This window comes from Massilia sp. Masssp94 (assembly GCF_059491305.1).
Genome location: NZ_CP168501.1, coordinates 5,425,249 through 5,440,252 on the forward strand (window position 1 = coordinate 5,425,249; position 15,004 = coordinate 5,440,252).

The window sequence follows — 15,004 nt, forward strand, 5'->3', positions numbered from 1 at the left end:
GGGAGAACCATGTCCGTCGAACAGCGTTCTGCTTCATCCGATTTGCATGACGGCGTGGAGAGAGCCGTCGCGCCGCCGCTGGCCGACGAAGACCAGGCCCGCGCCGACTTCTACGCGCTGTTCGCACGCCTGCTGCTGGCCCCGCCCGACGACGCACTGCTCGCGGCACTGGCCGCCGCGGATCCGATCGGCGCCGCCGGCGAATTCGCTCTCGAGGACGCCTGGCTGAAGCTGACCCAGGCCGCCACCGTCGTCGATGCGGCCGCCGCAGCCGATGAATTCTCGGCCATGTTCATCAGCACCGGCACGCCGCCGCTGAATCCGTACGGTTCCTTCTACCTCACGGGCCACCTGAACGATGCGCCGCTGGCCGACCTGCGCCACGACCTCGCGCGCCTGCGTCTCGCGCGGGCGCCAGGCGTGGGCGAGTTCGAGGACCACCTGGGCACGCTGTGCGAGACGATGCGCGTATTGATCCAGGGCGGACCCGGCATGCCGCCGCGTAGCCTGGCCGTGCAAAAACACTTTTTCGAAACGCATGTCCGGCCGTGGTATGCGGCCTGCCTGGCCGACATCGCGGGGAGTGCCGACGCGAATTTCTACCGGATCGTCGCAGGCGTCGTCGATGCCTTCCTGTCGATCGAAGCGCAGGCGTTCGCCGTGCTCGATGCCACCGACCCGATTGCCGCATGAGGACCATCATGAACGATGACAAGCAACCCGATCCGACCCGCCGCAGCCTGTTGAAGGCCGCGCCGCTGGGCGCGCTGGCCGTCGCCGCGGCCGCGCGTGCGCGGGCGCCCGAGCCGCAGCCCGAGCCTGCGGCACCGGCGGCGCCGCAGCGGGCCAAGGGCTATCACGAGACGGAACACATCCGGCGCTACTACCGCACCGCGGCTTACTGGTAGAAGGAGACCACGACCATGACCCTGGTGAAGACATCACGCGACAGCGGACTGAAACGGCGCCGCTTCCTCGTCGGCGCGGGCGTGACGGCCGGCGCGGGCGCCCTCGCGCGCCACCTGCCGCTGAACGTGATCCAGCCCGCGACCGCGGCGGACCCCGTGCCGGCCAGGCCGAACACGGAGGTCAAGCACACCGTGTGCAGCCACTGCTCGGTGGGCTGCTCGGTGGAGGCGGTCGTCAGCAACGGCGTGTGGATCCGCCAGGAGGCCGCGTTCGACTCGCCGATCAACATGGGGGCGCACTGCGCGAAAGGCGCGTCGGTGCGCGAGCACGGGTTCGGCGAACACCGCCTGCGCTATCCGATGAAGCTCGTGAACGGCAAGTACGAGCGCATCACGTGGGACCAGGCCGTGGGCGAGATCGGCGACCGGCTGCTGAAACTGCGCGAGCAGTCCGGGCCGGATGCGCTGATGGTGATCGGCAGCTCGAAGCACAGCAACGAGCAGTCCTACCTGCTGCGCAAATGGGTGTCGATGTGGGGTTCCAATAACTGCGACCACCAGGCCCGCATCTGCCACTCGACGACGGTGGCGGGCGTCGCCCAGACCTACGGGTATGGCGCGATGACGAACTCGTTCAACGATCTCCACTACAGCAAGGCCGTGCTGTTCATCGGCTCGAACCCGGCGGAGGCGCATCCGATCTCGATGCTGCACTTCCTGCATGCGAAGGAACTGGGCGCGAAGATGATCGTCGTCGACCCGCGCTTCACCCGCACGGCGCGCTTCGCCCACCACTACGTGCGCATCCGTCCCGGCACGGACATCGCATTCGTGTGGGGCATGCTGTGGCACATCTTCAACAACGGCTGGGAAGACAAGGCGTACATCGCCGCGCGCACGTACGGCATGGACGACGTGCGCAAGGAAGTCGCGAAGTGGACGCCCGATAAGGTCAGCGACGTGACGGGCGTGCCGGAAGCGTCCGTGCGCATGGCGGCCGAAATGCTGGCGACGAACAAGCCATCGTCCGTCGTGTGGTGCATGGGCATCACGCAGCACCACGTGGGCACGGCGAACGTGCGCGCGCTGTCGATCCTGCAGCTCGCGCTGGGGAACATCGGCGTGCAGGGCGGCGGCGCCAACATCTACCGCGGCCACGACAACGTGCAGGGCGCGACGGACGTCGGTCCGAACGGCGAGTCGCTGCCCGGCTACTACGGCATCGCGGAAGGCGCGTGGAAGCACTTCGCGACCGTGTGGGGCGTCGATTACGACTGGGTCAAGTCGCGCTTCGGCTCGAAGGAGCTGATGGAAAAGCCGGGCATCACGGTGTCGCGCTGGTTCGACGCGGTCCTGGAAGACAACCAGTACGTCGACCAGCCGACGAATCTCCGCGCCGTGTTCTACTGGGGCCACGCGCCGAACAGCCAGACGCGCCTGCCGGACATGAAGGCGGCGATGCAGAAGCTCGACTTCATGGTCGTCATCGATCCTTATCCCAGCATGACGGCGGCGATGCACGGCAGGAGCGACGGCGTCTACCTGCTGCCGGCCGCGTCGCAGTTCGAGACGCAGGGTTCCGTCACGGCGTCGAACCGCTCGATCCAGTGGCGCGAGCGCGTGATCCAGCCGCTGTTCGAATGCAAGACGGACCACGAGATCATGTACCTGTTCGCGAAGAAGCTCGGCTTCGGCGAACAGCTCGTCAAGAACATCAAGGTCGTCAACAACGAACCGGTCATCGAGGACATCCTCCGCGAGATCAACCGCTCCTGCTGGACGATCGGCTACACGGGCTGCTCGCCCGAGCGACTGAAACTGCACATGGAGCACAAGCGCGATTTCAATCCGACGACGATGCGTGCGGAATCCGGTCCGTGCAAGGGCGACTATTACGGCCTGCCGTGGCCGTGCTGGGGCACGCCGGAGATGAAGCACCCGGGCACGCCGATCCTGTACGACCTGCACAAGCCGGTGGCGGAGGGCGGCCTGCCGTTCCGCGCAAACTGGGGCGTGGAGCACAACGGCGAGCCCCTGCTGGCGGCCGACGGCTCGTTCACGAAGGACAGCGAGATCGACACCGGCTATCCGGAATTCGACCACGTGTTCCTGAAAAAGCTGGGCTGGTGGGCCGAGCTGACGCCGGAGGAGCAGGTGCAGGCCGAGGGCAAGAACTGGAAGACGGACCTGTCGGGCGGGATCATCCGCGTCGCCATCGCCCACGGCTGCGCGCCGTACGGCAACGCGCGCGCCCGCTGCAACGTGTGGAACTTCCCGGACCCCGTGCCGACGCACCGCGAACCGCTCGTCACGCCGCGGCGCGACCTGGTGGCCAAATACCCGACTTACGACGACAAGGCCGCGTTCTGGCGCCTGCCGACGCTCTATAAATCCGTGCAGGCGGTCGACTTCTCGAAGGAGTACCCGCTGATCATGACGTCGGGCCGCCTCGTCGAATACGAGGGCGGCGGCGAGGAGACCCGGTCGAATCCGTGGCTCGCCGAACTCCAGCAGAACATGTTCTGCGAAGTAAATCCGGAAGACGCGGCGCAGATCGGCGTGAAGCTGGGCGAATTCATGTGGGTCGAGACGCCGACCGGCGCGCGCCTGAAGCTGATGGCGATGGTGACGCCGCGCGTGCCCGTGGGCCTCGTGTGGATGCCGTTCCACTTCGGCGGCTGGTGGATGGGCGAGGACCTGGAAAAGCATTATCCGGACGGCGGCGCGCCCGCGGTGCGCGGCGAGGCAGTCAATACCGGGTGGACGTACGGGTACGACGCCGTGACGATGATGCAGGAAACGAAGGTGTCGCTGTGCCGGCTGGTGCGCGCGTAAGGAGACTGAGATGGCACGAATGAAGTTCATCTGCGACACGGAGCGCTGCATCGACTGCAACGGCTGCGTGACCGCCTGCAAGAACGAGAACGAGACCCCGTGGGGCGTGAACCGCCGCCGCGTCGTCACCATCAACGACGGCGTGCCGGGCGAGCGCTCGATCTCCGTCGCGTGCATGCATTGCAGCGACGCGCCGTGCCTGGCCGTCTGCCCCGTCAACTGCATCTATCACACGGAAGACGGCATCGTCCTGCACGACAAGGACCAGTGCATCGGCTGCGGCTACTGCTATTACGCGTGCCCGTTCGGCGCGCCGCAGTTCCCGTCAACTGGCCTGTTCAACCACCGCGGCAAGATGGACAAATGCACGTTCTGCTCCGGCGGTCCGGAGCCCGACACGTCCGAGGCCGAGTTCAGGAAGTATGGCCGCAACCGCATCGCCGAAGGCAAGCTGCCCGCGTGCGCGGAGATGTGCGGCACGAAGGCGCTGATCGGCGGCGACGCGACCGTCATCGCCGACATCTACCGCCAGCGCGTGGAGACGCGCGGCTACGGTCCGGAGCTGTGGGGCTGGAAGATCGCGTACGGCAAGCCGAAACGCGGCGGCGACATCAAGGCGACGGGCGAAGGCCCGCGCGAGAACCAGAATCTCAAGGACTCGCAGAACGACGAGGGGAGGCTGCCGACATGAAGCGCATCCTCATCCTCTGCCTGCCGCTGGCGCTGCTCGCGGGCTGCCTCGAAGTCGACCAGCATCCGAACTGGGTGCACGGCATGGTCGCCGGGAAGAAGGACGACCGGCCGTTCTTGCGCCACTTCCACAACGACAAGCTGTCGTGGTGGGGCACGATCAGCAACCGCAACATGAACCAGAACGAATACAACCGGGCCAACCCGTAACAGGAGCCGACCATGTCATTCACGCTACGATCGATATTGTCATTGCTCCTGTCGCTGTGGCTCGTCGGCATCGCGCACGCCGGCGTCCCGAACAACCGCGCCGAGCCTGCGTATGCCGAGGAACAGACGATCCTGCAGGCCGAGAAGGATTCGCGCACGCCCGAGCCGGGACTGGGCTCGTCGGCCTCCGGCCGCGTGCACATCGACCGTCACTACCTGGGCCAGTACGGCAGCACGGAAGGCACCGTCATCGTGCAGCGCGGCGGCAACCAGTGGCGCATCTGGCGCAACGGGCCGATCGCGACGGCGATGGGCACGATCCTCGTCGTCGTGCTCGTCGCGATTTTCTTCTTCTACCGCGCCATCGGTCCCGCGCGCACCGAAGAACCGGACACGGGCCGGCGCATCCGCCGCTTCACGGGCTGGGAGCGCGGCGTGCACTGGGCGACCGCGATCAGCTTCATCATCCTCGCGGTGACGGGCCTCGTCATCATGTTCGGCAAGAAGCTCCTGATCCCGCTCGTCGGCCACGACGTGTTCGCGGCGCTGGCCTACATCTTCAAGTACCTGCACAACTTCGTGGGTCCGCTGTTCATCGTGTGCTCCGTGCTGATGTTCTTCACCTTCCTGCGCCGGAACTTCTTCCGCCGCATCGACTGGCAGTGGGTCAAGCAGGGTGGCGGCCTCGTGTCGCACAAGCACGTGCGGGCCGGGTTCTTCAACGCGGGTGAAAAATCCTGGTTCTGGCTGGGGGTGACCCTGCTGGGCCTCGTGATGTCGATCAGCGGCCTGGTCCTGGACTTCGTGACCTTCGGACAAACGCGCTACATCATGCAGGTCGCGAACTACCTGCACATCGCCGGCGCCACGTTCTACATCGCGGCCGCGATGGGCCATATCTACATCGGCACGTGGGGCACGCCGGGCGCCTACGAAGCGATGCGCCACGGGACCGTGGACGAATCGTGGGCCAAGGCGCACCACGCCGTGTGGTACGACGAAGTGAAGGCGGGCGTGGAACCGGGCACGTTCGACGACCGCGTGCCGCCGGACCAGCGGCCGCCGGCCGGCAGTCCGCCGCCGCGGCCCGCGCATTGAGGAGCCGCCGATGAAAACGACGATGAAGGTCATGGCCGTGCTGCTGGCACTGGCCGCCGTGGGCTGCAAGCAGCATGGCGACGACGCCCAGCGCAAGACCAAATTCCCCGGCATGGTGACGGCCGACGGCGGCACGAGCGGCCAGGTGATGGCTGCACATGGCGGCCCGAAAACGAACGCCGTGTACGCGGGCGGCACGCCAGGCATCGCCGGCGGCAGCGGCGGCAACACCGCCGGCGCCGCGACCGGCGGCTCCGTGCAGGAGACGGGGCAAGGCCCGAGCCAGGGCGTGACGCCGCCCAGCGGTCCCGGGACGCTCGACACCACGCAGACCCAGCCCGGCGACCATGGCAAGCCGGCCGCGCCGACGCCGGCCGAAGTGGGGCCGCTGCCGGGCGCCGTCAACCGCGACCCGAGCCACTCGGCGGCGCCGGGACGATGAGGAGACCAGGATGAGCCACATGACCAGGATCGCGGCGCTCGCGCTGGCGCTGTCCGCCGCGACGGCCCACGCCGCGCTGCCGCCGCCGACACCGGCGCAGCAGGAGGCCGCCGCCGCGAAGAAGGCGGCCGCGGATGCGCAGGCGGCCAGGGACAAGGCGTTGCTTGCCGCATCGATGGACGCCATCACGGCCCGTTGGCGCAGCCGCGCGTCCGCGCAGGGCTGGAAGGCGCATGCGCAGGTCGCGATCGCGGCGGCCGCACCGGCGCAAGCGGCCGCACCGGCCGGACAGCCGGAAGGCAAGCTGACCGCGGCTGGCGCCGCCGCACCCATCAAGAGCGAAAAATTGGGCACGGCGCCGCCCAGCGCGGACGTGAAGGCCCACCCGACGCGGGCCGAGCCGGCGGGCACGCCGCCGACCGTCCAGAAAGGCACGCCGAAGGTGAACAACAGATGAAGATGGGATCCATGCCGATCGCCGTGCTGATGCAGCGGCGGACCCTCCAGCACCGCTGGGCCGACGAGGCCTGGGAAGCGATCGGCGTCGTGCCGGACCGCGGCGACCTGCCGCCGCTGCAGGTGCTGAGCCAGACGCCCGGGCGCGACTACTACCTCGTCTCCGGCCTCGAACTGGAACTGTATCCGGACGAGAACGAAGGCTATTACGAGAACTGCGTTGCGCCCGAATCGAAGGTCTTCGTGCTGTGGCGGATGGAGAACGGCCGCGCGATGCCCGTGCGCGCATCGGTCAGCTATGTCGAGGGCACGCGCATGTTCGACTCGGGAGAAAACGCGGACGGCGTGACGATGCCGGCCGAGATCTATGCGTGGCTCGCGGGCTATCTGCGCGCGCACTACCAACCGAAGCCGCGCCGCGGCCGCCAGCACGGATGACGGACGAAGGCTTCCTGCGCCGCTGGGCGCGCCGCAAGACGGAAGCGCGATCGGGTATCGAGCCGCTCCCGGAAGCGGCTGCGCCGGTCGAAGACCTGCCGGTTCCCGTCGTCGAAGCGCCTGCCGTGGCACCGGCCGACGTGCCGCTGCCGACGATGGACGACGTCGCCCGCCTGACCGGCGACTCCGATTTCTCCGCCTTCGTCACGCGCGGCGTCGATGCGGCCGTGCGCCGGACGGCGCTGAAAAAACTGTTCGCCGACCCGCACTTCAATGCGATGGACGGGCTGGACGTCTACATCGACGACTACACGAAGCCGAGCCCCGTGTCCGAAGCGATGCTCGCGTCGCTCGAGCACGCGAAGAATGCGTTGCAGCGGGTTGTCGACGCCGTCGAAGAACCGCCGGCCGCGGAAGATGCGCCGGAGGATTCCAATAAAACCACCTGAAACCGGGACAGCATGAACATCCGTTTGATCGAAGGGCAGGGCGTCGCCCTCGACCCCGTCCAGGACGACCGCGACCGCGTCGCCCGCAACGCGGCGCTGGCCGCGCTGTCCGAGATTCCCGCACCCGACCCGCTGGACACGGTCGGCTACAAGTCCGCCGGCCGCACGCTCGTCATCGGCACCCGCGCCGACGCGCTGCCGTGGGCCGAGCGCCTGGCTGCCGCGCTGCCCGTCACCGTGCTGCTGCTGGACGACGACGGCGGCGACACGGCGCTGCGCCTGTATCCCGTGTTCGCGGCGCGCGCGCTCGTCGTGACGGGCTGGCTCGGCGCGTTCGACGCGACGTGGCAGACGGGAGGCAGCAAGCCGGAACACGCGCGCTTCGACCTCGTGCTCGACCTCGGCGCGGCGCCGCAGATCGCGACGCACCAGCGCCCGCACGGCTATTACGCGCCGGGCCTCGATCCCGCCGCGCGCCAGGCCGCCGTCGACGAACTCGTCGGGATGGTCGGCGAATTCGAGAAGCCGAAATACTTCGCCTACAAGGAACGCCTGTGCGCGCACGGCCGCAACCGCAGGAGCGGCTGCAATGCGTGCATCGAGATCTGCTCGGCGGGCGCGATCTCGGGCGCGGGCGACCTGATCGCCGTGAACCCTTACCTGTGCGCGGGCTGCGGCGCGTGCACGACCGTCTGCCCCACGGGCGCGCTGGGCTATGCGTATCCCGGCGCGGCGCACACGGGCATGCGCATCAAGGCCGCGCTGAACGCCTACACGCAGGCGGGCGGACGCGAGCCGGTGCTGCTCGTCCACGGCCTGGAAGGCGCGGCGCTGCTGGAGGCCGTCGACGTGCCGGGACGGGTGCTGCCGCTGGGCGTGCACCACACGGCATCGACCGGCATCGACATCTGGCTCGCGGCGCTCGCCTGGGGCGCGGCCGGCATCACGGTCCTCATGACGGACGCCGAGGCCCCGCAGTACGCGGCCGCGCTGGATGAGCAGATGACGATCGCGCAAACCATCATGACGGGCCTCGGCTACGCGGGCGCGCACGTGCGGCTGCTGCGCGTGACGGGGCCGGACGAGCTGGCGCGCGCGCTGCTGCACGCGCCGCGCGGCGAGGTGCCGGCGCGGCGGGCCGGCTTCAACGTGGCGGCGGACAAGCGCAACACGCTCGACTACGCGCTCGAGCACCTGCTGCGCGAGGCGCCGCAGCAGGTCGAGGAGATCGCGCTGCCGGCCGGCAGTCCGTTCGGTACGCTCGACGTCGACGCCGGCAAGTGCAGCCTGTGCATGGCGTGCGTGGGCGCGTGTCCGGCGTCGGCGCTGCAGGATGGGCAGAAAGCGCCGCAGCTGCGCTTCATCGAAAAGAACTGCGTCCAGTGCGGGCTGTGTGCCGATACGTGTCCGGAAGATGCGATCCGGCTGGTGCCACGCCTGTCGTTCAGCGACACGCGCAAGCAGCCCGTGGTGCTGAACGAAACGCAGCCGTTCCACTGCATCCGTTGCAACAAGGCGTTCGGGACGCTGCGCATGGTCGAGAGCATGCTGGCGCGCCTGGCCGGACATCCCGCGTTCGCCGGTCACCTCGACCGCATGCGCATGTGCGGCGACTGCCGCGTGATCGACATGATGACGCCGACGGACGAGCAGACGATCCACCAGGCGCAGGAGCTGCGCCGGCGCTGACCGTGGCAGAATAGGCACGAGCCGCTATACGACCACCGGAACGGGCGCTCACGAGGCGCCCGTTTCGCAACCACAAGGAGACGACCGATGGCATCCCCGTACGAGCGCTTCATCCGCGCGCGCGACTTCCTGCACCAGCATCGCACCGACTACGCGACGGCCTACCGCGACTACGAGCCGCCCGGGCTCGACGAATTCAACTGGGCACTCGATTATTTCGACATGCAGGCGCAAGCCAACACGACGCCCGCGCTGTGGGTCGTGGAACAAGACGGCAGCGAGCGCAAGATCGGTTTTGCCGACATGGCGGCGCGTTCCAGCCAGGTCGCGAACTGGCTGCGCGATTGCGGCGTGCGGCGCGGCGACCGCGTGCTCCTGATGCTGCCGAACCGCGTCGAGCTGTGGGAGGTCATGCTGGCGGGGATCAAGCTGGGCGCCGTCCTCGTGCCGACGACAATGCTCGTGTCCGGCAACGACCTGCAGGACCGCCTGCAGCGGGGCCGCGTGCGCCACGTGATCGCGCAGGCGTCCGAGACGCACAAGTTCGCGGACCTCGCCGGCGATTTCACGCGCATCGCCGTCGGCGCAAGCACCCCCGGATGGCGCGATTACGCGGACAGCGCGACGGCGGCGGCAGGCTTCGTTCCGGACGGGGTCACGCGCGCCCTTGACCCGCTGCTGCTGTACTTCACGTCGGGCACGACCGCGAAGCCGAAGCTCGTGCTGCACAGCCACCAGAGCTATCCGGTGGGCCACCTGTCGACGATGTACTGGATCGGGCTGCGGCCGGGCGACGTCCACTGGAACATCAGCTCGCCCGGCTGGGCCAAGCATGCGTGGAGCTGCTTCTTCGCGCCGTGGAACGCGGGCGCCACCGTGTTCGTCTACAACTACGAACGCTTTTCCGCGCGCGCCTGCCTGGACACGATCGTGCGCTGCGGCGTGACGTCGCTGTGCGCGCCGCCGACCGTGTGGCGCATGATGATCAAGGAGGACCTCGCGCAGTGGCAGCCGCCGCTGCGCGAACTGGTCGGCGCGGGCGAGCCGCTGAATCCGGAAGTCATCGAGCAGGTCGAGCGCGCGTGGGGCATCCGCATCCGCGACGGCTTCGGCCAGTCCGAGACCACGTGCCAGATCGGCAATCCGCCCGGCCAGCCCGTGAAGCCGGGCTCGATGGGCCGGCCGCTGCCGGGCTACCGCGTCGCGCTGCTCGACATCGACGACCAGCCTGCGGAGGAGGGAGAGATCTCGCTTCGCCTCGATCCGGCGCCGCTGGGCCTGATGCTGGGCTACGAGAACGACGAGGCGAAGACCGCGGACGTCATGCGCGCCGGCCACTACCACACGGGCGACACGGCGCGCGTGGACGAGGATGGCTATTACTTCTACGTGGGCCGCAACGACGACGTGTTCAAGTCGTCCGACTACCGCATCAGCCCGTTCGAACTGGAGAGCGTATTGATCGAGCATCCGGACGTGCTGGAAGCGGCCATCGTCCCGAGTCCGGACCCGGTGCGCCTCGCGGTGCCGAAGGCGTTCATCGCGCTGCGTCCGGGCGTGGAGCCGACGCGCGCACTGGCCGCCGCGATCTTCGCCTTCGCGCGCGACCGGCTGGCGCCGTACCAGCGCATCCGCCGCATCGCGTTCGCGGACTTGCCGAAGACGATCTCCGGCAAGATCCGCCGGGTCGAGTTGCGCAGGGCGGAGGCGGCGGGCGATCGGGCCGTGCTTGAATTCAGGGACGACGAATTCGGCGCCTGAGCAGCCGACACGGTAAGATAAAGGCGTGCGGCAGGAATGCCGCGATCCGATCAATAATAGATCGTGTCCATCCAACCGAACGCCGATCCATGAACCCGTCCGTCAATCCGACCACATCGAAGCAGACCGCAAGCAAGGGCGCCGGCAAGCCGGCCCGCCCGGCCTCGTACGAGGTTCGGCAATCGCCCGTGCACGGCAACGGCGTGTTCGCGCTGCGCGACATCCCGGCCGGCGAGCGCATCATCGAATACCGCGGCGAGCGCATCACGTGGGACGAAGCGACGCGCCGTGCTGCCGAACGGGGCGGCCCGGTCAATCACACGTTCTATTTCAGCCTCGCCGACGGCAACGTGATCGACGGCGGCCGGCGCGGCAACGACGCCCGCTGGATCAACCACGCGTGCGAACCCAATTGCGAAGCCTACGAAGAAGACGGCCGCGTGTACATCCACGCGCTGCGCGACATCGACGCGGGCGAGGAACTCAATTACAACTATGCGCTGATCTACGACGAGCGCCACACGCCCGCGCTGAAGCGTTTGTTCGCCTGCCGCTGCGGCACGCCGGCCTGCCTCGGCACGATGCTGGCGCCCAAGAAGCGTGTGCGCAAGCAGGGGCCGCGCAAATCTGCCGGCGCCCCGACCTGAAGCATCCGGACCAGACATCGACACCACAACAACAGGAACCCCCGCCCGCCCATGAAACCCGTCGTCCGCAGCCTGCTCGAAACCGATCTCTATAAATTCACCATGTGGCAGGCTTTGATGCACATGCACCCGAACGCCATCGGCGAATACGAGTTCAAGTGCCGCAACACGCCCGCCTATCCGCTGGCGGAATTGAAAGAAGAAGTCGAACGCGAGTTGGACCATCTGTGCACGCTGATGTTCACGGAGGACGAGGTCAGTTACATGAGGTCCCTGCGCTTCATCAAAAGCGACTTCGCCGACTTCCTCACCTTGTTCCGTTTCCAGCGCAAGTTCATCCACGTGGAAACGGACGGGCCGCACCTGCGCATCCGCGCCTGCGGCCCCATCGTGCACGTGATGGGCTTCGAGATCTTCGTGCTGTACATCGTCAACGAGCTGTATTTCCGCCGCTTCGACCAGCAGGCCGCCATCGAGGAGGCGCGCAAGCGGCTCGACCAGAAAATCGCCGAGTTCCGCGCCTTCGACCAGGAACCGAAGAAGACCAACCCGTTCGAGTTCTTCGATTTCGGCGTGCGCCGCCGCTTCTCGGGCGACTGGCACGAGGAAGTCGTCGCCACGCTGGCACGCGAGCTGCCGCAGTTCTTCAAGGGCACGTCGAACGTCTACCTGGCGAAGACATTCAACCTGGTGCCGATCGGCACGATGGCGCACGAATACATGCAGGCGTTCCAGTCGTTCGACGTGCGCCTGCGCGATTTCCAGAAGAAGGCGCTGGAGGACTGGGTGCAGGAATACCGCGGCGACCTCGGCACGGCGCTGACGGACGTCGTCGGCATGGACGCCTTCCTGCGCGATTTCGACCTGTATTTCGCCAAGCTGTTCGACGGCCTGCGCCACGATTCCGGCGACCCGGTGGAGTGGGGCGAGAAGGCCATCGCGCACTACGCCAAACTGCGTATCGACGCGCGCACGAAGCGCCTCGTGTTTTCGGATGCGCTCACCGTGCCCAAGGCGCTCTCCCTGTACCGCCACTTCGCCGACCGCGTGATGACGGGCTTCGGCATCGGCACCAAGCTCACCAACGACACGCAGTACGACCCGCTGAACATCGTCATGAAGCTCACGCGCTGCAACGGCCAGCCCGTCGCCAAGCTGTCCGACAGCCCCGGCAAGGGATTCAGCACGGACGAGACGTTCATCGCCTATCTGCGCCAGGTGTTCGACCAGCACATCTGAACGGTTGCCGCTGTCAGTTTTTTCGCGACAAAGACTTTCGTGCTTTTTTATTGCGTTGAGTCTACTATTGTTTTGATATCGCTCACATTTGTATCGAATTCCCGGGGCGTCGCTCGGCCCTGACAGCAACGTCCACCAGGAGCGCACGTTTTGATAATGTTTTGGCAAAAAAATCCGTGTCGGGAGGGGCGGTCGCGTGCCATCACAAGAGGACCGGCCAGGCGCGCCTACCGGCTGACCGGATTGTTATTGGCGGTGGCCGGACTGCCGTGCCAGGCGACGCCGCAGGGCAGCGCGTTGCTCGACCTCAGTTTCGACCAGCTGGCCGATATCCGCGTTACCTCCGTGTCCAAGAACAGCGAGCGCCTGGCGGAGGCGGCGGCTTCCGTATTCGTCATTACGAGCGACGACCTGCGCCGCAGCGGCGTTGCCAGCCTGCCGGAGGCGTTGCGCCTGGCCCCGAACCTGCAAGTGGCCGAAGCAAGCGCCTACGGTTATACGATCAGCGCGCGCGGCTTCAACAGCAGTGCAGCCAACAAATTACTGGTGCTGATCGACGGCAGGTCGGTGTATACGCCGTTGTTCTCAGGCGTGTTCTGGGACGCGCAGGACGTGATGCTGGAAGATGTCGAGCGGATCGAAGTGATCAGCGGGCCGGGCGGAACCCTGTGGGGCACGAATGCGGTCAACGGCGTCATCAACATCATCACCCGTTCGTCCGCGGATACGCAGGGCGGCCTCGCCGGTGCCGGGGGCGGTAACCGCCGGGCCGATGGCGCGGTACGTTACGGAGCGAAGCTGGACAGCGGTGCGACCTACCGGATGTACGCGAAATACACGGGCCTCCGGCACACGTCGCTGGCAACCGGCGACCCCATCGACGACGGCGCCCACCATGTACAGGCCGGTTTTCGTGCCGACTGGCAGCACGGTATCGACCGGTTCACCGTCCAGGGTGACGCTTACCATGGTATCGCGGACCAGCCTTTGCCCGGCATGATCGCGATATCCGGGATGCAGCTTGCGCTGGGCCCGATCACGCTGGCCGGCGCGAATCTCAACGCCCGCTGGGAGCGCCAACTGGAAGCCGGGGGGCGCTTCAGCCTCCATGTGATCGAAGATCATACCGAACGCACCGTGCCGCCGACGTTCGGCGAGGTGCTCGATATCGTCGATGTCCAGTTCCAGCACAACCTGGCGCCCATCGGCATGCACGCGCCGGTGTGGGGCGCGGGCTACCGCTACAGCATCGATCGGGCCCGCAACAGCCGCTACGTCGCCTTCCTGCCGGCGGACCTGAACCAGAAATGGGCCAGCCTGTTCGTCCAGGACGAGGTGTCCCTGCGTGCCGACCTGCACCTGACCGTCGGCACCCGCCTCGAACGCAACGACTATACCGGCGTCGAAATTCTGCCCAATGCCCGGCTGGCCTGGACACCGGCACCCGGGCACACCCTGTGGGGCGCGTTGTCGCGCACCGTACGCGCGCCGTCGCGCTTCGACCGCGACATCTATGTGCCGGGCGCGCCGCCGTACCTGCTCGACGGCGGATCGACCGTGAAGTCGGAGACGGCGCGGGTCGCGGAACTCGGCTATCGCGGCCAGGCCACCGCGACGCTGTCCTATTCGGTCACGGCGTTCCATGCCCGATACGACGATCTGCGCACGCAGGAGGTCGCGGCCAGCCGCACCTATGTTTACTACGCCAGCAAGATGGAGGGGAGCACCCGCGGCATCGAGATGTGGGGCACGTGGCAGGCCGCGCCGCACTGGCGCCTGAACGCGGGGATGAATGCGCTGCATGAAGGGCTGCGCCTGCAACCCGGCAGCAACGACGCCGGGGCCACCGCGACGGCCGGGCTGGACCCCGCGCATCAATGGCTGCTGCGTTCATCGCTGGACCTGGACGGCGGGCGTTCGCTCGATTGCACGCTGCGCCATGTGGCCGCGCTGTCCGGCCCCGACGTGCCGGCCTACACGAGCGTGGATCTGCGGTATGGCTGGCGGCCGCGCCCGGACTGGGAGTGGTCGATCGCCGCGCAGCACCTGAACGGCGGCGGGCACGCGGAATTCACCCCGGCGGCGACACGCAGCCAGTTCGGCCGCGGCGTCTATGCCAAAGTCGTCCATCGCTTCTGAACC

Annotated in this window: 15 protein-coding genes; all 15 read left to right on the plus strand. The window is 67.5% G+C overall.

What is annotated here, in order from left to right:
- The first annotated feature begins 54 nt into the window (after nt 1-54).
- The 15 genes from ACEN9G_RS24130 (at nt 55) to ACEN9G_RS24200 (ending at nt 15,001) form a co-directional block, all read left to right on the plus strand.
- Nucleotides 55-693: a TorD/DmsD family molecular chaperone gene (locus ACEN9G_RS24130; protein ID WP_413345237.1), complete on the plus strand. Its 639-nt coding sequence runs from the start codon at nt 55-57 to the stop codon at nt 691-693.
- An 8-nt stretch (nt 694-701) separates the two neighbouring features.
- Nucleotides 702-908, plus strand: a complete 207-nt coding sequence (locus ACEN9G_RS24135) for a formate dehydrogenase (RefSeq protein ID WP_483127073.1) — start codon at nt 702-704, stop codon at nt 906-908.
- 15 nt (nt 909-923) lie between these two features.
- Nucleotides 924-3,743, plus strand: coding sequence for a formate dehydrogenase subunit alpha (locus ACEN9G_RS24140; protein WP_413343797.1), 2,820 nt, complete (start codon nt 924-926; stop codon nt 3,741-3,743).
- A gap of 10 nt (nt 3,744-3,753) precedes the next feature.
- Nucleotides 3,754-4,434, plus strand: a complete 681-nt coding sequence (gene fdh3B, locus ACEN9G_RS24145) for a formate dehydrogenase FDH3 subunit beta (RefSeq protein WP_413343799.1) — start codon at nt 3,754-3,756, stop codon at nt 4,432-4,434.
- A complete protein-coding gene (locus ACEN9G_RS24150; protein ID WP_413343801.1) occupies nt 4,431-4,643 on the plus strand; it encodes a hypothetical protein in 213 nt (70 codons plus the stop codon). Before fdh3B ends, ACEN9G_RS24150 begins: the two co-directional genes overlap by 4 nt.
- Nucleotides 4,644-4,679: 36 nt before the next feature.
- The gene (locus ACEN9G_RS24155; RefSeq protein ID WP_495605458.1) at nt 4,680-5,741 is read left to right on the plus strand and encodes a formate dehydrogenase subunit gamma; all 1,062 of its coding nucleotides are present in this window, start codon (nt 4,680-4,682) and stop codon (nt 5,739-5,741) included.
- 10 nt (nt 5,742-5,751) lie between these two features.
- Nucleotides 5,752-6,183 (plus strand): hypothetical protein, encoded by a 432-nt coding sequence (locus tag ACEN9G_RS24160; protein ID WP_483127075.1) that lies wholly within the window; start codon nt 5,752-5,754, stop codon nt 6,181-6,183.
- Between the two features lie 10 nt (nt 6,184-6,193).
- The gene (locus ACEN9G_RS24165; protein WP_483127076.1) at nt 6,194-6,640 is read left to right on the plus strand and encodes a hypothetical protein; all 447 of its coding nucleotides are present in this window, start codon (nt 6,194-6,196) and stop codon (nt 6,638-6,640) included.
- Complete coding sequence (locus ACEN9G_RS24170; RefSeq protein WP_413346721.1) at nt 6,637-7,077, plus strand: DUF3305 domain-containing protein; 441 nt, start codon at nt 6,637-6,639, stop codon at nt 7,075-7,077. The genes ACEN9G_RS24165 and ACEN9G_RS24170 overlap by 4 nt, the downstream gene beginning before the upstream one ends.
- Nucleotides 7,074-7,526: a DUF3306 domain-containing protein gene (locus ACEN9G_RS24175; RefSeq protein WP_483127077.1), complete on the plus strand. Its 453-nt coding sequence runs from the start codon at nt 7,074-7,076 to the stop codon at nt 7,524-7,526. Before ACEN9G_RS24170 ends, ACEN9G_RS24175 begins: the two co-directional genes overlap by 4 nt.
- 12 nt (nt 7,527-7,538) lie before the next feature.
- Nucleotides 7,539-9,215 carry a 4Fe-4S binding protein gene (locus tag ACEN9G_RS24180; protein ID WP_483127078.1) on the plus strand — a complete coding sequence of 559 codons (1,677 nt, stop codon included), beginning with the start codon at nt 7,539-7,541 and terminating at the stop codon, nt 9,213-9,215.
- Nucleotides 9,216-9,302: 87 nt separating this feature from the next.
- Entirely contained in the window at nt 9,303-10,976 is a 1,674-nt protein-coding gene (locus tag ACEN9G_RS24185) for an AMP-binding protein (RefSeq protein ID WP_413342154.1), read from the plus strand.
- A gap of 89 nt (nt 10,977-11,065) precedes the next feature.
- Nucleotides 11,066-11,623 (plus strand): SET domain-containing protein, encoded by a 558-nt coding sequence (locus ACEN9G_RS24190; RefSeq protein WP_413342156.1) that lies wholly within the window; start codon nt 11,066-11,068, stop codon nt 11,621-11,623.
- A 51-nt stretch (nt 11,624-11,674) separates the two neighbouring features.
- Nucleotides 11,675-12,862 (plus strand): nicotinate phosphoribosyltransferase, encoded by a 1,188-nt coding sequence (gene pncB, locus ACEN9G_RS24195; protein ID WP_413342158.1) that lies wholly within the window; start codon nt 11,675-11,677, stop codon nt 12,860-12,862.
- 156 nt (nt 12,863-13,018) lie between these two features.
- Nucleotides 13,019-15,001 carry a TOL_0244 family TonB-dependent receptor gene (locus ACEN9G_RS24200; RefSeq protein ID WP_413342160.1) on the plus strand — a complete coding sequence of 661 codons (1,983 nt, stop codon included), beginning with the start codon at nt 13,019-13,021 and terminating at the stop codon, nt 14,999-15,001.
- The last annotated feature ends 3 nt before the right edge of the window (nt 15,002-15,004 follow it).